Annotated in this window: 29 protein-coding genes; 4 read left to right on the top strand and 25 right to left on the bottom strand. The window is 38.7% G+C overall.

The window, feature by feature from the left end:
- Nucleotide 1 precedes the first annotated feature (1 nt).
- From ADI74_RS07150 to ADI74_RS07065, 19 genes are all read right to left on the bottom strand, one after another.
- Nucleotides 2-1,051, bottom strand: a complete 1,050-nt coding sequence (locus ADI74_RS07150) for an AAA family ATPase (RefSeq protein ID WP_049537998.1) — start codon at nucleotides 1,049-1,051, stop codon at nucleotides 2-4.
- A gap of 145 nt (nucleotides 1,052-1,196) precedes the next feature.
- On the bottom strand, nucleotides 1,197-3,629 hold the full coding sequence (locus ADI74_RS07145; RefSeq protein ID WP_049537997.1) for an ATP-dependent Clp protease ATP-binding subunit: 2,433 nt from the start codon (nucleotides 3,627-3,629) through the stop codon (nucleotides 1,197-1,199).
- A gap of 1 nt (nucleotide 3,630) precedes the next feature.
- Nucleotides 3,631-4,089: a CtsR family transcriptional regulator gene (locus ADI74_RS07140; protein WP_049537996.1), complete on the bottom strand. Its 459-nt coding sequence runs from the start codon at nucleotides 4,087-4,089 to the stop codon at nucleotides 3,631-3,633.
- Nucleotides 4,090-4,364: 275 nt separating this feature from the next.
- Nucleotides 4,365-4,535 (bottom strand): DUF7720 family protein, encoded by a 171-nt coding sequence (locus tag ADI74_RS11495; protein WP_422664248.1) that lies wholly within the window; start codon nucleotides 4,533-4,535, stop codon nucleotides 4,365-4,367.
- A gap of 69 nt (nucleotides 4,536-4,604) precedes the next feature.
- A complete protein-coding gene (locus ADI74_RS07135; RefSeq protein WP_049537994.1) occupies nucleotides 4,605-5,483 on the bottom strand; it encodes a hypothetical protein in 879 nt (292 codons plus the stop codon).
- Nucleotides 5,480-5,953 (bottom strand): DUF6932 family protein, encoded by a 474-nt coding sequence (locus ADI74_RS07130; protein WP_049537991.1) that lies wholly within the window; start codon nucleotides 5,951-5,953, stop codon nucleotides 5,480-5,482. Before ADI74_RS07130 ends, ADI74_RS07135 begins: the two co-directional genes overlap by 4 nt.
- Nucleotides 5,954-6,336: 383 nt before the next feature.
- The gene (locus ADI74_RS07125; RefSeq protein WP_049537989.1) at nucleotides 6,337-6,747 is read right to left on the bottom strand and encodes a DUF722 domain-containing protein; all 411 of its coding nucleotides are present in this window, start codon (nucleotides 6,745-6,747) and stop codon (nucleotides 6,337-6,339) included.
- Nucleotides 6,748-7,124: 377 nt separating this feature from the next.
- The gene (locus tag ADI74_RS07120; protein WP_049518856.1) at nucleotides 7,125-7,673 is read right to left on the bottom strand and encodes a hypothetical protein; all 549 of its coding nucleotides are present in this window, start codon (nucleotides 7,671-7,673) and stop codon (nucleotides 7,125-7,127) included.
- Between the two features lie 9 nt (nucleotides 7,674-7,682).
- Nucleotides 7,683-8,543 carry a phage major capsid protein gene (locus ADI74_RS07115; protein ID WP_049509664.1) on the bottom strand — a complete coding sequence of 287 codons (861 nt, stop codon included), beginning with the start codon at nucleotides 8,541-8,543 and terminating at the stop codon, nucleotides 7,683-7,685.
- 48 nt (nucleotides 8,544-8,591) lie between these two features.
- On the bottom strand, nucleotides 8,592-8,822 hold the full coding sequence (locus tag ADI74_RS07110) for a hypothetical protein (RefSeq protein WP_004261935.1): 231 nt from the start codon (nucleotides 8,820-8,822) through the stop codon (nucleotides 8,592-8,594).
- An 89-nt stretch (nucleotides 8,823-8,911) separates the two neighbouring features.
- Entirely contained in the window at nucleotides 8,912-9,073 is a 162-nt protein-coding gene (locus tag ADI74_RS11240) for a hypothetical protein (protein WP_000997172.1), read from the bottom strand.
- Nucleotides 9,070-9,915, bottom strand: a complete 846-nt coding sequence (locus ADI74_RS07105) for an ATP-binding protein (RefSeq protein WP_049537987.1) — start codon at nucleotides 9,913-9,915, stop codon at nucleotides 9,070-9,072. The genes ADI74_RS11240 and ADI74_RS07105 overlap by 4 nt, the downstream gene beginning before the upstream one ends.
- 11 nt (nucleotides 9,916-9,926) lie before the next feature.
- Complete coding sequence (locus ADI74_RS07100; RefSeq protein WP_049537985.1) at nucleotides 9,927-10,817, bottom strand: conserved phage C-terminal domain-containing protein; 891 nt, start codon at nucleotides 10,815-10,817, stop codon at nucleotides 9,927-9,929.
- The gene (locus ADI74_RS07095; protein WP_049490554.1) at nucleotides 10,804-11,076 is read right to left on the bottom strand and encodes a hypothetical protein; all 273 of its coding nucleotides are present in this window, start codon (nucleotides 11,074-11,076) and stop codon (nucleotides 10,804-10,806) included. The genes ADI74_RS07100 and ADI74_RS07095 overlap by 14 nt, the downstream gene beginning before the upstream one ends.
- A 1-nt stretch (nucleotide 11,077) precedes the next feature.
- Nucleotides 11,078-11,287 (bottom strand): hypothetical protein, encoded by a 210-nt coding sequence (locus tag ADI74_RS07090; protein WP_049537983.1) that lies wholly within the window; start codon nucleotides 11,285-11,287, stop codon nucleotides 11,078-11,080.
- A gap of 1 nt (nucleotide 11,288) precedes the next feature.
- On the bottom strand, nucleotides 11,289-11,489 hold the full coding sequence (locus tag ADI74_RS07085; RefSeq protein ID WP_049537981.1) for a hypothetical protein: 201 nt from the start codon (nucleotides 11,487-11,489) through the stop codon (nucleotides 11,289-11,291).
- A gap of 336 nt (nucleotides 11,490-11,825) precedes the next feature.
- Nucleotides 11,826-12,086 (bottom strand): hypothetical protein, encoded by a 261-nt coding sequence (locus tag ADI74_RS07075; RefSeq protein WP_049537979.1) that lies wholly within the window; start codon nucleotides 12,084-12,086, stop codon nucleotides 11,826-11,828.
- An 11-nt stretch (nucleotides 12,087-12,097) separates the two neighbouring features.
- Entirely contained in the window at nucleotides 12,098-12,700 is a 603-nt protein-coding gene (locus ADI74_RS07070; protein ID WP_049537977.1) for a Rha family transcriptional regulator, read from the bottom strand.
- Between the two features lie 162 nt (nucleotides 12,701-12,862).
- Nucleotides 12,863-13,048, bottom strand: a complete 186-nt coding sequence (locus ADI74_RS07065) for a hypothetical protein (protein ID WP_000909284.1) — start codon at nucleotides 13,046-13,048, stop codon at nucleotides 12,863-12,865.
- A 141-nt stretch (nucleotides 13,049-13,189) separates the two neighbouring features.
- On the opposite strand from ADI74_RS07065, the gene ADI74_RS07060 reads away from it, so the two are divergent.
- The 4 genes from ADI74_RS07060 (at nucleotide 13,190) to ADI74_RS07045 (ending at nucleotide 16,453) form a co-directional block, all read left to right on the top strand.
- Nucleotides 13,190-13,750: a helix-turn-helix domain-containing protein gene (locus ADI74_RS07060; protein WP_049487577.1), complete on the top strand. Its 561-nt coding sequence runs from the start codon at nucleotides 13,190-13,192 to the stop codon at nucleotides 13,748-13,750.
- Between the two features lie 4 nt (nucleotides 13,751-13,754).
- Entirely contained in the window at nucleotides 13,755-14,024 is a 270-nt protein-coding gene (locus ADI74_RS07055) for a DUF4177 domain-containing protein (RefSeq protein WP_049537975.1), read from the top strand.
- Nucleotides 14,025-14,210: 186 nt separating this feature from the next.
- Nucleotides 14,211-14,975 carry a type II toxin-antitoxin system PemK/MazF family toxin gene (locus tag ADI74_RS07050; protein WP_042900397.1) on the top strand — a complete coding sequence of 255 codons (765 nt, stop codon included), beginning with the start codon at nucleotides 14,211-14,213 and terminating at the stop codon, nucleotides 14,973-14,975.
- Between the two features lie 311 nt (nucleotides 14,976-15,286).
- Nucleotides 15,287-16,453, top strand: coding sequence for a tyrosine-type recombinase/integrase (locus ADI74_RS07045; RefSeq protein WP_049537973.1), 1,167 nt, complete (start codon nucleotides 15,287-15,289; stop codon nucleotides 16,451-16,453).
- A gap of 156 nt (nucleotides 16,454-16,609) precedes the next feature.
- Here the strand turns inward: ADI74_RS07045 and ADI74_RS07040 are convergent, their stop codons facing one another.
- From ADI74_RS07040 to ADI74_RS11235, 6 genes are all read right to left on the bottom strand, one after another.
- Nucleotides 16,610-17,338 (bottom strand): ABC transporter ATP-binding protein, encoded by a 729-nt coding sequence (locus tag ADI74_RS07040; RefSeq protein WP_049537972.1) that lies wholly within the window; start codon nucleotides 17,336-17,338, stop codon nucleotides 16,610-16,612.
- Nucleotides 17,338-18,345: an ABC transporter substrate-binding protein gene (locus ADI74_RS07035; RefSeq protein ID WP_049537970.1), complete on the bottom strand. Its 1,008-nt coding sequence runs from the start codon at nucleotides 18,343-18,345 to the stop codon at nucleotides 17,338-17,340. Before ADI74_RS07035 ends, ADI74_RS07040 begins: the two co-directional genes overlap by 1 nt.
- 38 nt (nucleotides 18,346-18,383) lie before the next feature.
- A complete protein-coding gene (locus ADI74_RS07030; RefSeq protein ID WP_192833035.1) occupies nucleotides 18,384-19,142 on the bottom strand; it encodes an ABC transporter permease in 759 nt (252 codons plus the stop codon).
- Nucleotides 19,105-19,395 (bottom strand): thiamine-binding protein, encoded by a 291-nt coding sequence (locus ADI74_RS07025; protein ID WP_049538080.1) that lies wholly within the window; start codon nucleotides 19,393-19,395, stop codon nucleotides 19,105-19,107. Before ADI74_RS07025 ends, ADI74_RS07030 begins: the two co-directional genes overlap by 38 nt.
- Nucleotides 19,396-19,673: 278 nt before the next feature.
- Nucleotides 19,674-22,307, bottom strand: coding sequence for a DNA polymerase I (polA, locus tag ADI74_RS07020; protein ID WP_049538079.1), 2,634 nt, complete (start codon nucleotides 22,305-22,307; stop codon nucleotides 19,674-19,676).
- A 128-nt stretch (nucleotides 22,308-22,435) separates the two neighbouring features.
- Nucleotides 22,436-23,611 (bottom strand): SIALI-17 repeat-containing surface protein (locus tag ADI74_RS11235; protein WP_192833034.1); only part of this gene is annotated, 1,176 nt, incomplete at its 5' end.

The following is a 23,611-nucleotide window of genomic DNA, read 5'->3' as shown; positions in this document are numbered from 1 at the left end:
CTTAGTAAATGGCATCAATAGCCACTTTTGCTGCTTCATAATTGCCTAGGTAATCCTCCGCTAGATAAACTAGTGGAATGTTGGTTAAATATATCTCTCTCATCTGATCCAAATGCTGGGAAAAACTGTAGCGAATGTGGTCTTCTGCCATGGTCATATCTCTAAATCCATCATTGACATAGGATCCGACAGGTTGCACAAAGAGAATCAAGTCCCATTTTTCCTTGGCCAAGATAGAGGCAAAGAGATTGTCAAAGGTTTCTCCTGATAAGTCCCCCTGATCCTCAGTCTCCATGTAATAGTCATAGTAACCCTTGGTTACCAAGGAGTTGGTATCAGCTATCACTAGACCTCGATTGGCATTGCTATCGATTAGCTTTGAGGTCTGGTCATACTGTCCCAACAGGAGATAATAATAATCCTTTGGAGTCAATTCATCGTCGCGGACATTGTTTTTGATCTGGTACTCACGCGCATACTCCAGACTGACGGGCGCATCGTAATACCTTGCCAAATCCTTGGCTAGAGTGATCTTCCCATTGCTAGCACTTCCCATAATCAACACTTTCTTTGTAAACTGACGGCGGAAGGGTTGAGCGATGTATTTCCAATATTTGCTTGGATTTTCTCGAATCATAGTCGCTGAGATACCAAACTTTCTTTCTTGCAAGACAGTGCCAAATCCACGCTTAGATAATTCTTGCTGGTAGTCTGCTTCTCCTACAAAAAAAGTCAGTTCTTGCTGGGTTTCATCATAGGAAATCTCCTCTAACATCTGGTCCAACCACTCCTGCCAGCCCATAGGGTAACGGGGAAGGTTGGTCTCATCCAGCTTGCAGACAGAGGTCAATTCATCATCACGAAAAGCCTCTCGAATATAGCGAAATCGTTTTTGAAGACTTAAACCTACCTGCTCACCTCGGTCTCCCTCGTAGCCTGAAACGACTACCCAGACCTGGTCACACTGACGCTTCGCTCGCTGGATCAGATCGATATGCCCTTGATGGAGAGGGGCAAAGGTCCCAAATACCACTGCTGTTTTCTTTTTCATAAACGTTTTACCTTTTTATAATTTTTGATATTTTTATTTTCTATGTTTTTATTATATACTATATTTTTGTTTTGTCAATAGTTTTTTATCATTTTTTATAAAAAAGTAGCAAAAAAGAACCAGGATTGCTCCTGATTCTCCATTTTTAAGCAATATCAAATTTTAATTGACCAGCTTTGACACCAATCTTGAGAGTCTTGCCTGCTACCAGTTCCCCTTTAAGAAGGAGTTCTGCCAACTTGTCTTCCACCTCTGTTTGCAGTGTTCTGCGAAGTGGACGGGCTCCCATTTCTGGATCATATCCTTGGCTTGCTAGTAACTTCAACGCTGAAGCTTGCAGTTTCAAGTCGATGCCCTTCTCAGCGAGGCTAGCAATCAATGGTTTCACCATAATCTTGACAATTTCTTGCATGTGTTCGCTATCTAAGCTATGGAAGACCACCTTTTCATCAATACGGTTGATAAACTCTGGTCGATAAGCTTTTTTCAACTCTTCAAAGATTCGTTTTTCCATATTCTCCTGGTCAAAACGAATGTCTTTGGCGCCAAATCCGACAGTCTTGTCATCACGAAGAGCCGTCGCACCAAGGTTTGACGTCATGATGATAATGGTATTTGAAAAATCAACCTTGCGTCCCTTGCTATCTGTCAAGACACCGTCGTCCAGAACCTGCAAGAGGACATTAAAGATATCTGGGTGGGCCTTCTCTACCTCATCAAAGAGGAGAACGGAGTATGGCTTGTTGCGAACTTTCTCAGTCAACTCCCCACCTTCCTCGTAGCCCACATAGCCAGGAGGTGCTCCATTGAGACGGCTAGCTGCGAATTTCTCCATATACTCACTCATATCAAAGCGGATAAGGGCTGATTCGTCATCAAAGAGGACTTCTGCCAGAGCCTTTGCCAATTCGGTCTTACCGACTCCTGTCGGCCCTAGGAACATAAAGGAACCAATCGGACGCTTGTGACTACGAATACCTGACTGATTGCGACGAATGGCACGACTAATGCTTGAAACAGCTTGATCTTGGCCGATGACACGTTTGTGCAGTTCCGCTTCCAAGTTCAGATATTTCTTGGCATCAGTCTGAGTTAGTTTTTGGACTGGAATCCCTGACAAGCGACTCAAGGTGGTCAAAATATCGGATTCTGTCACCAAGTCTTTATAGACAGGGACTTCCTGCTCCTTTGCGATTAGCTGGGTCGCTTGTTTCCACTTGCCATCCATCAAGGCCTTGTCAGCTGGACTCAAGTCGGATTCGTCTGTTTTCACATGCTTAGATTTGTTTTGCACTGTTGCTGCCGCTTCATCCAATAGATCGATGGCAGAGTCTGGCAAGTGACGACTGGTCAAGTAACGATGCGCCATCTTAACAGCAGTTTCAACAGCTTCATCTGTGATTTGCACACGGTGGTGTTTCTCATAGGTAGCCTTCAAACCTTGCAAAATGATCATGCTGTCAGCTAAACTTGGCTCTTCAATCGTCACTTTTGCAAAACGACGAGAAAGGGCAGCATCTTTTTCGATGTGTTTTTGGTATTCTTCCTGAGTGGTTGCACCAACCGTTCTCAAAGTTCCACGAGCCAAGGCTGGCTTCAAGATATTGGCCGCATCCAGAGTCGAATCAATACCGCTACCAGAACCCATGATGGTGTGAAGTTCATCGATAAAGAGGATTACTTTGCCATCTTCCTCGATATCCTTGATGATATTGTTCATACGTTCTTCAAAGTCACCACGAAAACGTGTTCCCGCAACGACATTCATCAAATCAAGCTCTAACACACGCATCTTGGCCATTTCAGCTGGTACGTCCCCACTAGCAATACGCTGGGCAAGTCCAAGAGCCAGAGCTGTTTTCCCGACACCAGCATCTCCAACCAAGACCGGATTGTTCTTGGTCTTCCGACTCAAAATCTGAATCATACGTGAGATTTCCTTGTCACGACCGATAACTGGCTCTAACTTGCCAGAGCGCGCTTGCTCCGTCAGGTCATGCGTGTAGTCCTCTAGACCGCCACTTTGAGCTTGAGGCATACCCATCATATTTGCCATGGAATTTTGCTTGTCAGTTACTGTGCGATGGCGTTGACGCAAAGCCTTGAGATCTTCACGAGTCCAACCTGCACGTTCCTCTAAATTGCGACGAAGAGCAGCAATTCTGACCTGATCTTTCTGGTCTTCATAAGAAAAGCCTGCTCTCTCCAAGATGCGAGTTGCCAAGGCATTGCCATCATGCAAAATCGCATAGAGGACATGCTCTGTCCCTAGCACCTTAGCATGGACCACTGAGGCTACATACTCTGCTTCTGCAAAGAGGACCTCCAAACGATGGGAAAAGGGCAATTCCGTAAAGGTTTCGTCTTGGCTATAGTCCGTTTCAGTCAGTTCTAAAGCAACCTCTTCTAAACGGTCCATTTCATAAGGATAATCATTTAGAGTCGCACCTGCCACACTGTAACTGTGATTGGACATGGCAATCAATAGATGCCAAGACTCTAGGTAACGAGCTCCAAAATGGCCAGCAACCATGTAGGCACTCTCGATACATTCATTCAATGCTTTTGAATAGTTCATCTTACTTCTCTTTTCTATCTACCTCTTGTAATAGCTGTCGGAGCATATTGGCACGGACAACTGAAGATTCTTCCCCTAGGACACGATCTGTTGCTACAGAAGTCAGCAAGGTCATCTCTTGCTTGGTCATCAAGTCCTGCTCCACCAAAAGCTGGAGAATATCCTCATAAATCTCCTGACTAACTCGCTCACCAATCGAGTAAAGCAAATCGCGGAGCATGTCATGATGATTGGAAAACTCAATCCGTCCGATACGAATGTAGCCTCCGCCACCACGCTTGCTCTCAACCAAGTATCCTCTGCTTTCAGTAAAACGTGTCTTGATGACATAGTTTATCTGACTTGGCACAACCTGAAAGGTATCCGCCAACTGACTCCGCTGCAATTCCACGATACCAGCTTGGTCTAAAATTGCCTTGATATAGGCTTCGATATGATCTGATGTATTTTTAAATCTCATAGTAAATCAAACTCCTTCTTTGAACCTTGACTATCTTTGACTATACTATCATTTAACACTCTATAAGTCAAATTTTTAAGGCTCAACCATTGAAAATACTGACTTTTTTTAAAACACTTAGGTATTAAATCGCCTTAGTTTTTCTTGAAAATTCCTAAAAAAGTCCACAAAAAAGAGCCCTAAAAAGGGCGTAATATTGACGAGTTCAGCAGGCAAGAAACTAGCACGGTCAAACGTGCTTTTTTATTACCTGGTAATATTATAGCATATCTTCCTCAGCATTTCCATTTCGCACATTTGTGCCGACTGACGCACTGTTGAGGTGTAATTTTTTGTATTGATGTACTAAAAGTCGCTTCTACGTGGTGTTCAAAGCCTAGTCTAGTTTTCTTAATACTTGCAAATTTAATATTTAGAACTTTCGTTTCTTTCTCTACTATTCGCAAAAATAAAGGAGTAACTATCTTTGACAGTTACCCCTTTTTGCTCTAATTATTTTTATTGGATAATTAGGATTATATTTCTACTATATTTCTAACTGATGAAGTTACATAAGTGAAAGTATGTTGTGTACGTCTAATAACTACTTTTACACTTGTCTTAATTTGATATTCTTCATTTGTAGTTAAATGAAGTGATTTTATTTCTGGATCGTTGACCTTTACATTCACAATTCCTTCTTGAGTATCCAAAGTTATCTTTTGAGTAGATAAGTCAACCTTGATTAATTTCCCCTGAACTATGATATTTTCTTGTTTTTCTATATGAGTATCCTTAAATTTTTTGTTAATCTCTACGATCTGTTCTTTAGCAAATAGCTTATTCGAATTATTTAGTTTATCTTGAATCTCTATCCCAAGTTTTTCTTTATTCAATCTAGAGACTAATTGTTTCACAGAATTAAAAGTTCTTGAACTATATGTCTCCACAAATTCTGGAATATCAATTGTTCCTTCAAGCAAATCAGATACATCATTCATTACATTTATTGCTATATTATTTTCACGATCGAAGATTGAAAGTTGATTAGTTTTTAATCCCAAATCAATTATAAATGAACCTGCTCTGGTAGAAGTAATTATAAGCTCATTCCTATTTAGAATATCTTTTGGAATCTGTCCTCGCTTTCCTTCAAATCCAATACACGATGCTATCCCATTTTCTTGAATACTCTCGACTGATTTGAGAGTTTCTGACAGTTGTCTTAACCCAATTTGTCCAGAAGGAAGATTCTCTGAAAGCAATCTGATAGAAAGCATACTCTTAACATTACTTGAATTTATCGCTTCTTCAAATTCTCTCATTGATTCAAGTCCCATATGCAACATAGCTCTTAATTCATCATTAGAAACTTTATTCGCTCTATCTTCAAGTATTTTTAATTCTGTACTCATAAAACCACCTCCTTATCTAATTCGATAATTCCTTTAGGGTTATGATTTCTGTCAAAACCAAATTTCCCTAACCAATAGGTTTCCTGGTAATCTATTTCATACCATTCTTTAGAAAACTGAATAAAGAAATTTTTATCCCAACAAACATAAACATCTAAATATTTATCTAATAAATCACCATGTTTACTCCTTAATAATTGAAAATATTCACAATTATTGGGATCTGGCTCAATAAATACAACACAATCAATATCATTTGGATTCACCTTATTGGAACAAAAACTGCCATCAATCCAGACTCTAGTTACTTTATTTTTATCTAATTCATTCCAAAAACTACAAAATGATTCAAAATTTCTATAACGTGTAGTTGAAGTTCGAAAGCCATTCACCAAAAAATCTTCAATTTCTGATTTTTCTCGTACATCAATTACGCCACCCTCTAGATTCCCATGTACGTTAAATTGCATATTCCCCTCCATACTTTAATCAAACAATGATTTAATCATATCTGCAATTCCTGATTGTATAATGTAGTTTTTCAAGAGATAAATTAATACTTTGAACTAATTATATCCCTTTTTTACTTATTATTCAATATTGTTGATTAAGTATTACCAAAAAAATCAGTCGGTGTTGATTTATTTTTAATTAAGATTCAATTAGTTCATATACAACAAAGTAAGGACTTACTGAAGTTCAACTTGAATTTTAAACACTCAATGTAAATCCTGCATTTTACTCAAAATCGGCCAGTTTTTACCCCCTTTTTGTCTGAAGTGCTCCGACTTGGAAAAAGTTCCCTTCACCGGTACCCTACTGGCCAAAAAGATTTTTTAAAAGGTGGGGGGAGTCAATATCCTTTCAATTCCACAAATCTTTTAGCGATTACCTTTCTACGGCTATTTATATAACGAGTAGTTTTATTTAGTTTCTCTGCCACGTCTTCCCAAGTCGCACCAGCTTCTAAATATCTCATTTTAAAAATGACTAGATCACTTTCAATTAAGTTTTCCATCAAGGTATCTACAACTAGTTTGAAGCCTTCTAAATATCTTAGTGTTTGGTCTTCTTCAATTCTAATGATTGTCGCTTCAGTAGGACTAGATACTGTCTTGCCTTTCCCACCAGTATAATCTTCAGTGCTATGTTTCTTATTATGTATCAGTTCCTGTCTTCTCAAATAAATTCTATTAGCAAGCGTTCTATATCGTCCTAACTCAATATCTATCCCGTCCAGGTCTCTGTTACTCAACTCGTACATAGGCAAGTACCTCCACTTAAATTTAAAAATTTTTTTATCTTTCAATTTGTCAAATTGTAAATTCTGTCAAACTGACAAAAAGCGCTAAAAGCCTTCCAACACTCCACTTACCAGGTATCATTGTTTTAAGTTTGACAACTCTTCAATATGACAAGTTCAAGGGAAATTTCTTTAATTTATCCCCTCAGTTTCTCATATCTTACATTCTGTGAAACTCACTCCATTCTGTAAACCCCTGATATACCTTGCTTTCAAGCTATTACTTCTTTTCAGTTTATGCTTACTTTGTTATGTGAAACTTAGTAAAGCATAAAAGTAGGACTAGCGATATCTCTTCTGTTTCAGCCATATATCACTAGCCTTACTTAATTTGTTCCCTATTTTTCTAAATACTCTTTAATGTCCCGATATTCCTTATAAAAATTCATCCACCCGCTAATATCAGGGTTTAAGAATGGTAAGACAGTACGCGGACTTACTTCCGTTCGATATAGCAATAGAGAATGTTTCTGACTTATTTCCCTGACTACACCTGCATGGATTTCTTCTACATCCTTCTTTAGTTCTTGAATTTCATCATATGCGTCCAGAATTCGTCTAAGTTTCTTTCGGTATTGTTTATAGATCTTCTTAGTTTCCATCCGTTGCTTAGTTTCTTTAAAAATGTATTCAAAGATGACTGCTTTAGCTTCTGAAAAATCACTATTATATTTTTCCTGAAGAGAATTAATAGCTTTTTCCATCTTTTCCAGCTTTTCTAAAGATTCTAAGTTATTTGACAAAAAAGAATCTATATTCTCAAATGAAACTGTTTGATTGCCTAAAAGACTCTTCCTTTTTTCGCTTAACTGTTCTCGTGCTGAATTAATCTTACTTTTTTTATTATCTAGATCATCCAGTGTTTCAAATACTTGATTAATATCCATTTCTTTCTCCTAGTTCCATTGAATAAAGTAACCACAATCTTCTTCAACTTTTTTTACATCAAAACGGGTATGTAAAATCAACCGTTTTCCAAAATAGTCATTCGCATTCACCCAGCTAAGTGTATCTTTCTTTCGGTCAAACAAAGTAACAAAATTTTCTAGATCTCCGATAAAGCCTTTTTTGTCACCTTTATTCCCTAAGGTTGTATCATCTACAATTAAAAAGTTATCTACAAAGAATGTTTCACTTGTTCCTGTCTCTTTATCAACTTTAAGAAGATAATTTCCTGAAGTGTCTTTCATTTTTTCTAAGACACTAAATAGTGATTGACTAACAACCATAGATACATTGCGCTCTGGATTGATTAAAGAAACAATAGATTTCAAGTCGTCCATACTTGTAGCAGTCTGCACTTTCGCAGTTTGGAGAATTTTGCCAATCTCTCTATTTCGTGTTCTACGTTTTAATTTAATAATCTTCTTACCAAGAAAATCCGTTAAATTATATTGGCCATCATCTAATTGTTCCTGTGAAAAATCAAGTTTTCCACTGAATAATTTAACTAAGTAATCAACGCTGATAGTTTTCTTTTTATCTGCTTCTGTTCTCTCAACCGAATTTTCGCTAACTTCTTGTAATGAATCAGATTCAAAGTCAGTTACTTCATACTTCCCACCACGGGTACGAGTCTCAATAACATTTACTAGATCAACCAGCTCTTTACGTTGATGTTCATCTTCATAACTATCAAGTATTGGTTTTTCAATGAGTACATGATTATTTTCTACGTTCATCCCTCTAGTGTTATAACCTGTACTTCGGATATAAGCTTCTAAATTTTCTTTTTGTTTAACTAAGTTAGTTGTCATTTTTTGCTCCTTTATCTTTTAATATCTGATTTTTGTTTATAATTTTTTCTAAAATTCTTTGCTCTTAGCTTTTCTTTTATGACTCTCCGAGCCTTTAGAATCATTTTTTCTAGATTTTGATTTGTCTTGTTTGTTAGCATATTTTTCTAGTATTTCTTGTTTCCGTTGTTCTAAGCTATCATCTTCTTTTTTACACTGAGAAAAGATTTTCTGTCTTTTATCTGGGTCCATAGAAAACTTATTGGCTACTACATACCCTAAAGAAGTATCTCCTGACATCTCCCTCACCCCCTTTCTATGCAAACAAAAAGGGACATACCACTAGCATTATATGCTTACGGTATGTCCCTGAGTTGTTCTCAATAGACTTATTTTTTAGTTTCTTTTTTGACTAGATGGGTAAACTTCCCATCTGAATAGAATAAAGTAACTTCTCCAAAACTTGGAACTTTTTCTATCTCTATTATACCACATTTTTCATAGACAACAAAGCCTTTTTCTGTTGCAAATCGCATTTTATCATCATTCATTGATATTCTCCCCTCACTGTGTTTATAGTGTATCTCTTATCTTTGATCGTAAAAGCCTTGAAAGTGTTCCCTTCTAAACCTTTCAAAATTCTACTTGAATTTCTAGCATTGTATACCGTTCGCAGTTCACTACTATCTAGGTTCGTGTTGAAAATCGTAGTTTCTCGATTATTGATAATATCAAACAAGAAATCCTGTTCCCAATCGCTCTTAGGTGTTACCGTCCCATTTTTTGCCCCCAGGTCATCGATGATTAGAAAATCAACATCAACAAGCTTTTTAACCGCCTCATACTCTGTTAAATTTGCATTTCTTCCATAAGCCCAGCCTTCTTTTATCTGCTTGATAATCTCGGTTAAGCTGACAAACAAGACACTCTTAGGCTCGTTCTTCTCTCTGAAGCTCTCATTGATTTCTTTGGCCAGGGCAAGAGATAAATGACTTTTCCCTATTCCTGTGCTACCGCTGATTAAAGTATTTCCTGTCATACCTGCAAGGTACTTCTGGACTTGCCCCTTTACAAACTCTAACATCTGATGCTCTTCTGTCGTCTTAACAAAGAAATTATCAAACGTTGCCCCCTTCAACTCGTTAGGAATCGTACTGTCACGCATTAAGACATCATAAGTTTTAAAGTAAGCCTGTCTATCCTCGAACTGCTGTAATAAGTCTTGCTCTTTTTGTTTAATCTCTCCCTTCACACACTCCGGGCAAAATGCTTGTACTTTCCTTTCTGAACTCCCTAACACTGGTACAGAAATTTCCCAATAATTTACCTGGTGAATATCGCAAACCTTATCCGATATTTTTCTGTTATTAAATTCTTTAAATTGTTCCTTCATCTTTGCAACTCCTAAAATGGTAGATCTGGAAAGTTGTCTTCGGACTTCCCTTTTATGGTTTTAGGCTTTTGATTCAAATAACCGTCAAACTTAGATCCGAAAAGTGTTTCTGGTCTCAGATATTTAGAAAATTCAGGACTATCCTTCCATTCTGCCGTTTTAATATCTATCACCTGTTTAAAATCTTCAAGTGTATAGCCTTCTTTGAATCGTGCTAGTAAAAGCCTTTTTGTCTTATCAACAAACTTATACCTCTTATTAGCTACTTGATTCAGATAAACAATAGGAATCCAAAGTTCTTTATGTTTTGTTTTCTCTAAATCTTTTATAGCTGTTTCTTCAAGCCAAGTAGGAAAAGTGAAAGATGAGCTTTGCTCATTAGGCGAGGTTCCCTCGACTATATATTCTTTATTTATATCTAACTTTAAATCTTGCTCTAACTCTTTCTCTTTATCTATCTCTTTCTCTGTCTTACATGTAGATAACGTTGTAAAATTATTAGATAACAATGTAAGATTATTTTCTTTCTCTTGTTGCTCTTTGCGGTAGCTTCTCATATATGCAGCGTGGTTTGTTTCTTGTTGTACCAAAGCTTTTGCTTGTGTTAACTCGGCATTTTTATCTTCATCAATCTGAATCAGGCCACATTGCGTAAAATAAGCTATAGTCATAGATATATCATCTTCAGAAACATCTAATTTCAAGGCCAGTTCTTCTTTTAAGGTTTCAAAGTACCCTTCGTAATACAGAATACAATCACTTTCAAGACTTTCTAACATCATGCGCATATAGATCACTGTCATGGTATAGCCACCAGGCATACTTTTTAGACGCTTAATAAATAGGTTGTCAAAAAATTTCTTATCAATTTTCAACCAAAAATATACTTTAGTCTTTGCCATCATCTACCCCCAAAAACTTTAAAACATCTGAGATTTTATAATACGCTTTTCTAGTATCTTCAATAGGCGGTATATACTGTGGTAGTCCCGCACCTTCCCATTTTATCAAGGTTTTATCTCCTATGCCCAGTTCTTCCTTTAATTCCACCTTGCTGATCAAATCTAATCTTTTTTGAGGTACTTTCTCATGGCTTTTTAAATACCGTTCCACTGCCTCCAAAATCTTAGACTTTAAATCTTCAATCATTTTTTCAAACATCTTAGTACCCCCATGGCTTAACCGCTGCAAGCTGAATATATCGCCCATAATCAGGGCTTAAATCCTCGATAGTTGTTTCTATCGTCTGTGTACTTTCTCGCTCGATTTGGGCGCTTTTTTTGTGGTCTCGGTGGTTTAAATACATGAGAAAGTCAATCAATATCACGGTAAAAATAAGCGCCTGTGTATTGCTTAAATCTAGTTCATTCATGCTATGCCCTCGCTTTGTAATTCTTGATATAATTTACTTGATAGCTTCGCTTCATCTTCAGAAAGTCGTACACCTCTTCAGAAGTTACTTTATCATCTAAAAAGTCAATGATGAACTGAAAGAGGTTCGGATGTTTATCCTTGATTTTAGTCATTAGCTTGTCAAATTCTGATCGTGTCATGTTATCTAGATCTAGAGTCATATTTTTCTCCATTAGCCTTTCCTTGTCCTTTTTCTTGCCTGTTTTCTATATGGTATGCTTCACCACTCCAAACGCTGGGCAGTGGCCCCAAGTTGGCGAACGCTTGTAGCGGTGTTTCATGAGTAATTACCCATCTTTCAGCTAAACAAGGCCTTAGAATCACCCTGTCAGCGCTTGATTTCAAAACCTTTTCTAATTGCTTGCCTGCTCTTCGGTTTTTCTTTAGGTATTTGATAGAATAGATATTTTTTGCTATAATCAAAGCATAGAAAAAATTTCTATATCCTTAATCTTGTCGCTTGCTCGCCTCGTCTAAAATTTGAGCAAGTGATTTTTTTATTTTCTTTTTGCATGATTACTACCCGACTGTGGTTTATAAATCAAATCTTTACTATCGATAAGATCCAGAATCCAGCTGAATCCCTGCTTCACCATTTCAAGAAATGCGCCCAGGTCTTCACTTTCTAAGTCCTCATAGTTCATACAAAGATATTCGGCTAGTTGTCTGTCTTTCTCAACTAGCTTTTTAAAATCCTTGAAATACTTGGGAATTTCTAACCCTTTGGCATTTGTAACTGTCTTAAATTCATTTTCCATTTTCCATACTCCTATACTTTAAAAATTAATTCCTTAATTTCTGAATACCCCCTATTCAAGTTAATCATAGCTATTGCCATATCTTCCAAACGTTGGTAGTTTGTCAGCTCTACACTTGTCAAGCCATCAATACCGTTCTTACTTTCTCGCTCCTTCATTAGTTGCGCTTTATTCTTCCCTGTCACTCCCTTTAGCAGTAAGTTTGTCAGGGTGCTATAGGCATGCTTGGGGGCTTTCTCCCATGTTTGAATAGCTTCAGTTAAGCTTTTACGCTTTGGTTTTTCCAGTTCTCTTTGAAGGTAGCGTTTAGAAAGTTCATCACGCATTTCAAAGAAGGCTTTGACAAGATTAGTTTTGAAGTTGGCCACTTGCTCAGTATTTTTTAAGAATGTAACTAACAAGGTCGCTTGTTGCTCATTCAAAATATAATCCTTAGTATTCTGACCGCTTTCCATAGCTTGGATTTTAAATCCAACCTTTCCGAACCGTTCAAACCTTACTTGATGTTTGCGGATTGTCTTGGTTATTGTGTGATGTTGCAATCCAGTGCATTCTGCTACGACACTGCTCAGTGTATACGGCTCTTTCTTGCCGTCCATGTAAACCAGTTCCATTGGTTCGCTCCTTTCTTCTTTTGTCAGTGCTTGCCACCTAAAACAGTACCAAAGTAAATCATTGAGGTAGGGAAAATTTAGGAGAGAATAAACCCCTACAAACCCTTGATACTGCCATAGGTAGCAAGCAAAATATTTCTAGACTCTGTCTTATGCCCCTTTCTAGTAATCTTCAGCAAGCCACTGCATGGCTTTTTGGTAAATGCTAGGCTTTACTTCGCCTCCGTCTCGGATTTTCCTGTAAGTAATTGGATTCACTCCAATTTCCTCGCTGGCTCTTTTAGCAGTCAAATTCTTGTCCGCTTGCTTTCGGCGAATTGCTTTTGCTTGTGTTGAGGTGATAAGCAATACAGTTCCCTCCTTTCTTGTTTGTAAAGTTTATCTTTACTTAGACCAAGTATATAATGTTTTTCTTTACCTGTCAAGAGAAAATAAATAAAAACTTTACAAAAGTTTTTTTAGCGGTTATAATTTAACTGAGGTGATAAAATGTCAACAATAAAAAATAGGCTAAAGATTCTAAGAACCAAAGAGGGAATAACTCAAGATGAATTAGCTCAAATAATAAATAAAGAACTAAAAGAAAACGAAAAACCAATATCCAAAATGGTGATATCTAATTGGGAAAATAATAAACATACTATCAAACCAGATAAAGCCCAGCTACTCGCTAACCACTTTGGGGTAAGCGTTGGCCACTTATTGGGACATGAAGATGAACAAAATATTTTAAAAATAATCCAAAGTAACGAATTTAAAAAATTACTTAATGATATAGATATTGAAAAAATAAATGAACTTAGTTCAGCGTACAAAAACGTTGAAGAACATATAAATAATCCTGTAAAGTATAACAATTTTGGAAAAGGATTGCTTAATCATATCCCATCGTATATGTTTACAATTGAAGAACTAATAAATGCTGATAAAGAGAACAATACAAATTTTGCAGATATTTTAATCAACTATATTTCTTTAAATGACTATGATAAAAAAATAGCTTTTGATTTAGTTCAAAAACTATCTGAGAGAGACAAAGAAAAGGAGTAACCCCATGGGATTTTTTGACACTGTAAAACAAGAAGGTAGTTTTTCTACTGCATCTGGAGCAAATGGACTACACTACGTTGTCCTTCAGGTAACTTTGAAAGAAAAGTTTTTCGGAACTGGATCAGGAAACCTTACAGAGTTAGAAGATGTTATCAATAAGCAAGCATCAAAAGGTTATCGCCTACATACCATCACAACCGCCAATGGTGGAAGCAAAGGACTGGGTGGTGGAAACCGTATCCAGGCCACAATGGTTTTTGAGAAGATTCTATAAAAATCCCCCATATTCGCCAATAGTGCCCATATTTCTAAGGTCTATTGTGCAAAAACAAGGGAAAGTGAAAAATAGAAAGCCAATTTTACAGACTAAAGCGCAAAAAACGGCAAAATTGACAAATAGAGATGACTAATATCTTCTAAACCATCGGCGAAATCGTGGGCATATGTAGAGAGAATTAAAATGAACAAAGAAAATCCATATTTTGAACAAACCAAACAAAACTACATAGAAGTTGAAAAACTCTATAAACTTGGTAAAGCAAAGCATACATCTTCTAAATACAGATTTCTTGCACCAGCAGTTAAAAGACAATCTGAACAATTCTTATTTGAAGCCAAGACTCAAAAAAGAAAATATTGGAAATTCAGTCGTGGTTCTCTGGTATTTGTAGAGTTCGGTGTAAATATAGGCGGAGAATTATCAAATAATCATTGGGCTATTGTCTTAGACAAAGTAGATAGTCCCTATAAAAAAACACTTACAGTAATTCCTCTAACATCTAAAAATCAAATAGATACTGTACTCATAGACGAAGTCATTGCGGAATATCCTTCTATTTTGCTTGATGAATATATTGAAAAATTACACAAAGAATTATTTGCCTACCTAAAATATTTAGATTCCAATAATGCAATTACTGAAGCTGCCTTATCGGATGTCTACCAAGCTTATACAGAACAATTTTCAAACGAAATAATTCAACCTAAGATAATAGACGATGATAACCTTAAACGGACACAATCAGAAATAAATGACGTTATTGAATTAACTCAATACTACAAAAAATACATTAAGCGTTCTTATGCCAAGTGTAATAACCTTCAAACAATCAGCAAAGATAGAATTTTAAAGAAAAATAGATTAGATCCAATCGGAAAAATGAAAGTATCTGATAACACATTGGACAAAATTAACGAAAAGTTAAAAGAATTATACCTTTTCTAATCTCTTGACATTTTTTAATAATTATATTACAATACAGCTATTAGGAGTTTAGCTCCATAAAGTTTACATTTGGATTTTAGATCCATAACGTGATAGTAGCCGTATTTGATACGGCTACTTTTCTTTTTATATTCTAGTAAACATAACTTAAAATAAAAAACTCCCCATATTCGCCTTGTTTTCTATTCTGGTACAATTTACCGTCCGACTGCTTAAAATCGAAAATAGAGGGGTTCTCGTAGCTCCTCGCATGGTATAAATTCAAAACCTTTTCTAATTGCTTGCCTGCTGATGGAAAAGGAGTTAAAACCATGAAAATTACACAACACACGAAAAAAGACGGATCAGCAGTCTACCGCTCCAGTATCTATCTTGGCATTGATTCTATTACTGGTAAGAAGGTCAAGACTACCATATCAGCACGAACAAAGAAAGAACTCAAAAACAAGGTCACCCAGGCTAAGGTAGAATTTGAGAAAAACGGCTCTACACGGAAACAACGCTCGCATATAACAACCTATAGCGAACTTGTGGACTTATTTTGGCAAACCTACCAACATACCATAAAGACTAACACGCAGATAAAGATAAAAGGCTGCTTAAATAATTACCTCTTGCCCTCATTTGGTACTTACAAACTAGATAAACTTACTCCTGTTATTATCCAAACTCAGGTAAATAAATGGGCGGATGAGTACAATCAGGACGGAACGGGATATAAAGAATACAATCACCTTCACGCCTTAAATAAACGTATTCTACAGTATGGAGTTTCTATCCAGGCATTGGATAATAACCCTGCTCGTGATGTTGTCATTCCTAGAAAGATAACAAGAGATAAGCAAGAAATTAAATACTTTCAAGATCAGGAACTTAAAAACTTCCTCTCCTATCTCGATAACCTGGAGAATACCTTTATCAATTTCTATGATACTGTGCTTTATAAAACGCTCCTAGCTACTGGACTGCGCATCCGTGAATGTCTGGCCCTGGAATGGTCTGATATTGACCTGCAGAACGGAACAATCGATATTAACAAAACACTCAATATTTTAAACCAGGTAAACACTCCTAAGACAAAATCAAGCTATAGAGTCCTAGATATCGATCATAAAACAGTACTCATGCTTCGTCTCAACCGAGCAAGACAAGCAGAAAACGGTAGAAACATTGGCCTAACCTATGAGAAGGTATTCTCTGATAGCTTTGACAACTATGTCAATACTCGAAAGGTCGATTATCGCCTACATAAACACTTAAAAAACGCTAACTGTACTGATTTAGGCTTTCATGCTTTCCGACACACTCACGCTAGTATCTTGCTTAATGCCGGTCTACCCTACAAGGAAATACAGACACGACTTGGCCATGCAAAAATATCTGTAACTATGGACACTTACAGCCATTTATCAAAAGAGAACCAAAAAAGAGCAGTCTCATTCTTTGAAACTGCCCTCGAAAAAATAAAAAGTTCTTAAAAAAGTCCACAAAATAAAAAAAGCGACACATAATACCCTTATGTATCAACGATTATAGAATGATTTCGGTATAATTGACTATTATACCGAAATTTTTGATTTTTTTAAAGGAAAAGGGCGCTGGTAAAGGATAATCTTCACCAACTCCCTATTTTTCTACTTATCTAAACCTAATTCTGCCAAGATTTGACGTTTGTAGGCAATTTTTTGGACGTCCTTGTCCTCGTCTTCAGACCAATCTAGTTTAATTTCTGAAACAATCTGCCCAGGGCGATTATTCAAAATATAGATTCGATCGCTGAGATTGAGGGCCTCTTCAATACTATGTGTGATGATCAAGGTCGTTAGCTGCAACTGCTTATGAATCTCCAGATACCAAGCGTGGAGTTCCATCTTTGTCATCTCATCCAAGGCGCTAAAGGCTTCGTCTAAAAGAAAGAGTTTGTGCCCCAAAAGGTAGGTACGAAGCAAGGCCACACGCTGGCGCATTCCACCACTAAGTTCATGAGGATACTTATCCCGTACGGCTGTCAGCTGGAAGGTCGCAAGGATTTCATCTGCTCGGGCAATAGCTTCCGCCTTATCCACCTTTTGAATCAAGAGGGGCAGGATGATATTGCCAAGCACCGTCTTGTGCTCCAAGAGGAGATCCTTTTGCAACATATAACTCACGCGCCCCTTGGGATTTTCCTCGCCATCAAGGACAATTCGCCCAGACTGGACTTCTAAAATCCCAGCGATTAGGTTAAATAGAGTGGTCTTTCCAACACCACTTGGACCTAGGATAGAAACCACTTCACCCGAAGTCACCTGCAGGTTGATGTCCTCTAAAATCTTTTCATCGCCATAGGCATAGCTTACGTGTTCTAGTCTAATTTCTGTCATTATTTTACAAATTCATTAGTGAAGCCTTTGTCTGTCAAGTCTTCTTTAAGGATACCATTTTCTTTGTCCCATTTGTAGAAGGCATTCCAGCGAGCAGCATCAAATTGTCCCCATTTTTCCTTGTCACTTGCGTATTCTTTTGACAAGTATTTTTGCGATTCGATGACAAAGTCACGTTTTTCCTTGAGTTCAGGTGCATTCTTGATGAGAATATCCGCAGCTTCTTTTGGATGTTCCATAGCATATTGGTAGCCTTTTTTGATGGCTTGGATGACTTTACGAGCTTCTTCCTTGTTGTCTTTGAGATAGTCGTTGTTTGCGATAATAACTGGTGAGTAGTAGTCAAATTCCTTGACATAGTCTTTCAAGTACATGAAGTTGGCGTCTACACCTTGAGATTTGGCAAGGATACCGTCCCACCCATAGTAGATCCAAGCAGTGTCAAAGACGCCATTGGCAATTGGTGTGATGGAGTTTGAGTCGTTGTTTGGTACTTTTTCGACCTTTTCGAAGTCTCCACCTTGAGATTCCACCAAGGTTTTCAACATAGCAAGTTCAGTCGGGTCATTCCAAGTTCCGTATTTCTTCCCAACCAAGTCCTTTGGACTGCTGACATTGTCCGATTTACGTGAGATGATTCCTGATGTGTTGTGCTCAACGATAGCGGCAACGGCAGTGATTCCTGCACCTTTTTCCAATTTCTTAGCCATGTAGTCTTGGAAATAGATAGCAAATGGCGCCTTGCCATTGATCACCAAGTCAGACGAGCTTTCTTCAGGTGGCAATTTCAAATCAACATCCACTCCAGCTTCTTTGAAATAACCTTTTTCCTTGGCAACATACAGCCCTGTGTGGTTGGTATTTGGCGTCCAGTCTAGGATAAAGTCAATCTTCTTAACTTCTGCCTCTTTGTTGTCCTTAGAAGCAGTTCCTTGGCCACAGGCCACCAGTACGACAGCTACAAGAGCCGTTACAAGCGTTAAAAACACTTTCCATGTTTTCTTCATTTTCATTTCCTCTTTTCTTTTTCTCAAACGTTCTTGTCCTATGAACGTTTCCATTTAATCACATATTTTTCACTAACATCAACCAGCTTCATACCCAAAAGACTGATAATCGACACTAAAATAATAATCGCAAACATAGTATCATATTGAAACAGTTTCTTGGACTGAATCATGTAGACACCTAGTCCTTCAAAGCCTCCTAGCCACTCGGACACCACGGTTGTGATAAAGGTGTAGGAGACACTGACCCTCAATCCCGCATAAAAGTAGGGCAGGCTGACTGGTGTTTTAAAATGCCAAAGGATTTGCCAAGGGTTTGCTCGCATCAGACTAAACAAGGTCAGCATATCCTTGTCACAATGCCTAAATCCATCCAAAATACTGACGATGATAGGGAAGGTTGTTGTCAGGATAATCAAGACAATCTTGGGCAAAATCCCATAGCCTAGCCACAAGACCAAGATAGGCGCTATGGCAATGGTCGGAATGGTCTGAACAACCACCATCATAGGATAAATCAAGTCATTGAGCCAAGAGAGACTATCCATGAGCACCGCCATAAGACAGGCAATCAAGACTCCTAAGACTAGACCTAGCAAAGCCACTCTCAAGGTCGCCCAGCTATGGTACCAGAGAAATTCTCTATCACGAACAAATGACTGAAGAATTTCAAAAGGGGTTGGCAGGATAAACTTGGGTAAAAGTTTGAATATTCCCGCTAACTGCCAGATTAACAAGACTCCTAGAAAACCCAATAGACTAATGTGTCGTCTCAGTATACTTTTCAAGTTTCTCATCAATACTTAAAATTTCTCCTACATTTATTTTGACATTGGCAAAGACATTATCTGCCTCCTGCCCTGCCACTTCTAGCGCGTCTTTGAGAATGCGCATGAGCTCATCAAACTCCCCTTCCAAGACCGTTTCAAATGGTGTCACCACCATGGTCACGGACTGAGCTTGCAGATAAGCAATCACTTGATCGATAATAGCAATTCGATCAATCCCCTGTGATAGGGGCAAGACTTGCAAGGCAATGCTTGCTTTCATAAAATCCTCCTCTTCTCGGCTTTCCTTTTGAACAAAAAGAAAAACCTTTGCCATATATGGAAAAGGTGCAGAATTCGGCTAAGTATCGTTCCCTACGCTGGCATTACCCAGATCAGGTGCGGTCGAAGTTTAACACTTCCTCTCAGACTGTACACAGACTCCCATATCTTATATGGAAATATAGTAACGCAAATGCAAGGAAAAGTCAAGGAAACTACTTACAGAAAACTATGAAAAAGAGTTTGAAGATAAATGCTTCAAACTCTTTCATAACTTTCTTATTTAGCCTCGTACCAGGTTGCTCCTTCATTCTCATCAGCAATGAGTGGGACACTAAGCTGGATGGCTTCTTCCATGGTTTGTTTCACTAGAGCTTTAACGGCTGCTAGTTCTGATTTCGGAACCTCAAGGACGATTTCATCATGCACTTGCAAGAGCATCTTGGTCTGATAACCACCCTCAACTAAAGCTTTATCTAGCTGGATCATAGCAATCTTGAGGATATCTGCTGCCGAACCCTGAATAGGGGAGTTAATGGCAGTTCGCTCTGCAAAACCACGAATGTTAAAGTTGCGCGAATTGATATCTGGTAGCTCTCGACGACGCTTGAAGAGGGTCTCTACATATCCCTTATCACGCGCCTCACGCACCACTTCTTCCATATAGTTTTTGATTCCAGGAAAACGTTCAAAATAGGTGTCAATATAGGCTTTGGCCTTCTTACGGCTAATACCAAGATTGTTTGCCAAGCCAAAGTCTGAAATCCCATAAACAACCCCAAAGTTAACGGCCTTGGCGTTACGACGATCGTTTGGAGTCACATCCTCAGGGCGTTTAATCCCAAAGACCCTCATGGCTGTCGAGGTATGGATATCTGCTCCCTCTTGGAAGGCTTTGATTAAGTGCTCATCCTTAGAGATATGCGCCAAAACGCGCAACTCAATCTGTGAATAGTCCGAGCTGAGAAGGACACTATCCTCCCACTCTGGCGCGAAAGCCTTACGAATGAGGCGGCCTTGTTCCAAACGTACAGGAATATTTTGCAAGTTTGGATCCACACTAGACAGACGCCCTGTCTGAGTCAAATCCTGCACATAGCGCGTGTGAATCTTGCCATCATCTAAAATCCAATCCTGCAAGCCAACCACGTAAGTCGATTGAATTTTAGCAATCTGACGATAGTCTAGAATTTTCTTAACAATTGGCGCAATAGGAGCCAGACGCTCTAGCACATCCACGGCTGTCGAGTAACCTGTCTTGGTTTTCTTGGTGTATTCTAGAGGAAGGCCGAGCTTTTCAAAGAGAAGCACGCCCAACTGCTTGGGTGAGTTGATATTAAACTCCTCACCAGCTAGCTCATAAATCTCCTGAGTTAGCTTTTCAATGACAAGTTCATTTTCAGCCTGCATCTCATGCAAGGTCTCTTTCTTGACCGTAATTCCAGCGATTTCCATCTTGGCAAGAACAAAGGCCAGAGGTTGCTCCATATCATAGAGAAGGTCTAACTGTCCATGTTCACCGAGTTTTTCAAGTAGAACAGGCTCGGTTTCAACCAATACCGCAACCTTGCGAGCTAGGTGTTCCAAGAATTTTTCCCGTTCAGGAAGTGCCTTCTTGACCCCCTTGCCGTAGAAGGTCTCATCGTCGACTATGTAAGTCTGACCATAAAGACTCGCAATGGTTGAAATTTCATTATTCTCGACAGTAGAGAGAAGGTACTTGGCCAAGCGACTGTCAAAAGCAGGGGCCTGCAGGTTCAAGTCCAAGCGATTTAACAGAACCTTCGCTTTCTTAAAGTCATACACTTTCAGAGCTGTTTTTTCTAGAAATTCCTTGAGAATAGGCTCCTGCAAGAGCTCAAGTTTATCTGTAGCGTAAAGTTTATCCCCACAAGACCAGGCAAAACCAACCAAATCATCTGTATGGTAATTCTCACCAAAAAGCTCAAAGTGGAAGATAGAGTCTGCGCTCAGCGTGTCTTGACTGACGTGGTCAACAATAGTGAAATCCAAACTTTCAGGCGTATCCGTTGATGAAACATTTAGAGCTTGCTTGAGTTGTTTGAAGCCCATCTCATCATAGAATTTTCCGAGATTTTCCACATCTGGTCCACTATAGACCAAATCATCAAGGCCAATCTCAATAGGTGCATGAGTCTCAATAGTCGCCAAGGTTTTAGACAGGAAGGCTTGTTCCTTGTCATTGATGAGATTTTCCTTCATCTTAGAAGCCTTCATCCCATCGATATTTTCATAAATACCCTCGAGCGAGCCGTGTTCCAGCAAGAGCTTGATGCCCGTCTTTTCACCAATTTTAGTGACGCCAGGGATATTATCAGACTTATCCCCCATCAGGGCCTTGAGATCTATAAACTGAGCTGGTGTGAGGCCCATCTTTTCCATAAGGTAAGCTGGTGTAAAGGCCTCAAACTCAGCCACACCTTTCTTGGAAATCTCGACCACTGTACGTTCATCCGTCAACTGGATCAAGTCCTTATCTCCGCTAACGATTGTCACATCGAAAGAATCTTTCTCAGCCAAACGACCAAGAGTCCCGATGATATCATCCGCTTCATACTGTGGCAACTCATAATGGCGAATTCCAAGATGGTCTAGCAACTCACGAATGAAGGGAAATTGCTCACGAAACTCATCTGGAGTTTTCGCGCGACCACCCTTGTAGTCTGCATACATCTCTGTTCGGAAAGTCGTCTTACCTGCATCAAAGGCTACCAAAACATGACTAGGCTCAACCCGCTCTAAGACATGATTCAACATGAGTTGAAAGCCATAGATTGCATTGGTATGAAGGCCATTAGCATTTTTAAACCGATCTAGTTGCTGATAAAGCGCAAAAAAAGCTCGAAAGGCAACAGAAGATCCATCAATTAATAATAATTTTTTCTTGTCCATACACCCATTATAAATGAAAGCAAGGAAAAATACCATCGGAAAGAGCCGAAAGACTTTGATTTATCTCTATTTCTCCATAAAAAGAAAAGGATCCTACGAATCCTTTTCTTGTATCAATGTTAGGCAATTTATTTGTTCAATCTTCTCTTTGCAAATGGTAGCAAACCAAGAAGGAGACCGATAAATCCGAGCGATCCGACTGCTGAGGTGTCCTGGCTTCCAGTATTTGGAAGGAGTTGCTCGTCCGTTGCTGCAGGGGCTTTGTAGGTACGATCTTGTTTCGTACCGAGAGTAGGATTTGTAGCCAAAGGAACCGCACTGCCAGTATATTCTGGAACTTCGTTTACTGCTGGTTCAATCTTTTCAGCGTAAGCTGGAATATTCGCTACTGCTGGAGCACCACTTTCTGCATAAACTGGGACATTCGCTACTGCCGGAGAACCACTTTCTGCATAAACTGGGACATTCACTACTGCTGGAGCACTGCTTTCTGCATAAACTGGAACATTCGCTACTGCTGGAGCACCGCTTTCTGCATAGACTGGGAGTTCATTTACTGCAGCTTCTACCGCGTTTACACCTTGCTTGTATTCTGGCAATTCTGTAGTCGCAGCTTCAACTGCATTCACTCCACCTTTAAAGTCTTCAATTTCAAGAACAGCTGACATGACACTACTTAGAGTCTTAATGGCATCTTCATAGTCTGCCAATGCTTGTTGCAATTCATTTACTTGATCATTTTCAACACCATTCATTTTTGAAATAGAGATTTGTTCTTTAATTTTAATAACTTTTTTCTCTAATTTCAAAAGTTCTTGTTTCTTGGTATTTGTTTCTGGACGCTTAGCCTCCTCGGCCTTCTTAGCTTCTTCTGCTTTCTTAGCTTCCTCGGCCTTCTTAGCCTCCTCGGCCTTCTTAGCCTCCTCGGCTTTCTTAGCTTCTTCTGCCTTCCTAGCTTCCTCGGCCTTCTTAGCTTCTTCTGCTTTCTTAGCTTCTTCTGCCTTCTTAGCTTCTTCTGCCTTCTTAGCTTCTTCTGCCTTCCTAGCTTCTTCTGCTTTCTTAGCTTCTTCTGCTTTCTTAGCTTCTTCTGCCTTCTTAGCTTCTTCTGCCTTCTTAGCTTCTTCTGCCTTCCTAGCTTCTTCTGCTTTCTTAGCTTCTTCTGCTTTCTTAGCTTCTTCTGCCTTCTTAGCTTCTTCTGCCTTCTTAGCTTCTTCTGCCTTCCTAGCTTCTTCTGCTTTCTTAGCTTCTTCTGCTTTCTTAGCTTCTTCTGCCTTCTTAGCTTCTTCTGCCTTCTTAGCTTCTTC

Source organism: Streptococcus pseudopneumoniae, assembly GCF_001074565.1.
GTDB lineage: Bacteria > Bacillota > Bacilli > Lactobacillales > Streptococcaceae > Streptococcus > Streptococcus pseudopneumoniae_J.
This window is presented reverse-complemented; position numbering and strand designations above follow the sequence as displayed.

Bases quoted from the DNA above. Each gene is read 5' to 3' on its own strand.
- ADI74_RS07150 (WP_049537998.1), bottom strand. From the start codon at position 1,051: ATGAAAAAGAAAACAGCAGTGGTATTTGGGACCTTTGCCCCTCTCCAT.
- ADI74_RS07145 (WP_049537997.1), bottom strand. From the start codon at position 3,629: ATGAACTATTCAAAAGCATTGAATGAATGTATCGAGAGTGCCTACATG.
- ADI74_RS07140 (WP_049537996.1), bottom strand. From the start codon at position 4,089: ATGAGATTTAAAAATACATCAGATCATATCGAAGCCTATATCAAGGCA.
- ADI74_RS07135 (WP_049537994.1), bottom strand. From the start codon at position 5,483: ATGAGTACAGAATTAAAAATACTTGAAGATAGAGCGAATAAAGTTTCT.
- ADI74_RS07130 (WP_049537991.1), bottom strand. From the start codon at position 5,953: ATGCAATTTAACGTACATGGGAATCTAGAGGGTGGCGTAATTGATGTA.
- ADI74_RS07125 (WP_049537989.1), bottom strand. From the start codon at position 6,747: ATGTACGAGTTGAGTAACAGAGACCTGGACGGGATAGATATTGAGTTA.
- ADI74_RS07120 (WP_049518856.1), bottom strand. From the start codon at position 7,673: ATGGATATTAATCAAGTATTTGAAACACTGGATGATCTAGATAATAAA.
- ADI74_RS07115 (WP_049509664.1), bottom strand. From the start codon at position 8,543: ATGACAACTAACTTAGTTAAACAAAAAGAAAATTTAGAAGCTTATATC.
- ADI74_RS07110 (WP_004261935.1), bottom strand. From the start codon at position 8,822: ATGTCAGGAGATACTTCTTTAGGGTATGTAGTAGCCAATAAGTTTTCT.
- ADI74_RS11240 (WP_000997172.1), bottom strand. From the start codon at position 9,073: ATGAATGATGATAAAATGCGATTTGCAACAGAAAAAGGCTTTGTTGTC.
- ADI74_RS07105 (WP_049537987.1), bottom strand. From the start codon at position 9,915: ATGAAGGAACAATTTAAAGAATTTAATAACAGAAAAATATCGGATAAG.
- ADI74_RS07100 (WP_049537985.1), bottom strand. From the start codon at position 10,817: ATGGCAAAGACTAAAGTATATTTTTGGTTGAAAATTGATAAGAAATTT.
- ADI74_RS07095 (WP_049490554.1), bottom strand. From the start codon at position 11,076: ATGTTTGAAAAAATGATTGAAGATTTAAAGTCTAAGATTTTGGAGGCA.
- ADI74_RS07090 (WP_049537983.1), bottom strand. From the start codon at position 11,287: ATGAATGAACTAGATTTAAGCAATACACAGGCGCTTATTTTTACCGTG.
- ADI74_RS07085 (WP_049537981.1), bottom strand. From the start codon at position 11,489: ATGACTCTAGATCTAGATAACATGACACGATCAGAATTTGACAAGCTA.
- ADI74_RS07075 (WP_049537979.1), bottom strand. From the start codon at position 12,086: ATGGAAAATGAATTTAAGACAGTTACAAATGCCAAAGGGTTAGAAATT.
- ADI74_RS07070 (WP_049537977.1), bottom strand. From the start codon at position 12,700: ATGGAACTGGTTTACATGGACGGCAAGAAAGAGCCGTATACACTGAGC.
- ADI74_RS07060 (WP_049487577.1), top strand. From the start codon at position 13,190: ATGTCAACAATAAAAAATAGGCTAAAGATTCTAAGAACCAAAGAGGGA.
- ADI74_RS07055 (WP_049537975.1), top strand. From the start codon at position 13,755: ATGGGATTTTTTGACACTGTAAAACAAGAAGGTAGTTTTTCTACTGCA.
- ADI74_RS07050 (WP_042900397.1), top strand. From the start codon at position 14,211: ATGAACAAAGAAAATCCATATTTTGAACAAACCAAACAAAACTACATA.
- ADI74_RS07045 (WP_049537973.1), top strand. From the start codon at position 15,287: ATGAAAATTACACAACACACGAAAAAAGACGGATCAGCAGTCTACCGC.
- ADI74_RS07040 (WP_049537972.1), bottom strand. From the start codon at position 17,338: ATGACAGAAATTAGACTAGAACACGTAAGCTATGCCTATGGCGATGAA.
- ADI74_RS07035 (WP_049537970.1), bottom strand. From the start codon at position 18,345: ATGAAGAAAACATGGAAAGTGTTTTTAACGCTTGTAACGGCTCTTGTA.
- ADI74_RS07030 (WP_192833035.1), bottom strand. From the start codon at position 19,142: ATGAGAAACTTGAAAAGTATACTGAGACGACACATTAGTCTATTGGGT.
- ADI74_RS07025 (WP_049538080.1), bottom strand. From the start codon at position 19,395: ATGAAAGCAAGCATTGCCTTGCAAGTCTTGCCCCTATCACAGGGGATT.
- polA (WP_049538079.1), bottom strand. From the start codon at position 22,307: ATGGACAAGAAAAAATTATTATTAATTGATGGATCTTCTGTTGCCTTT.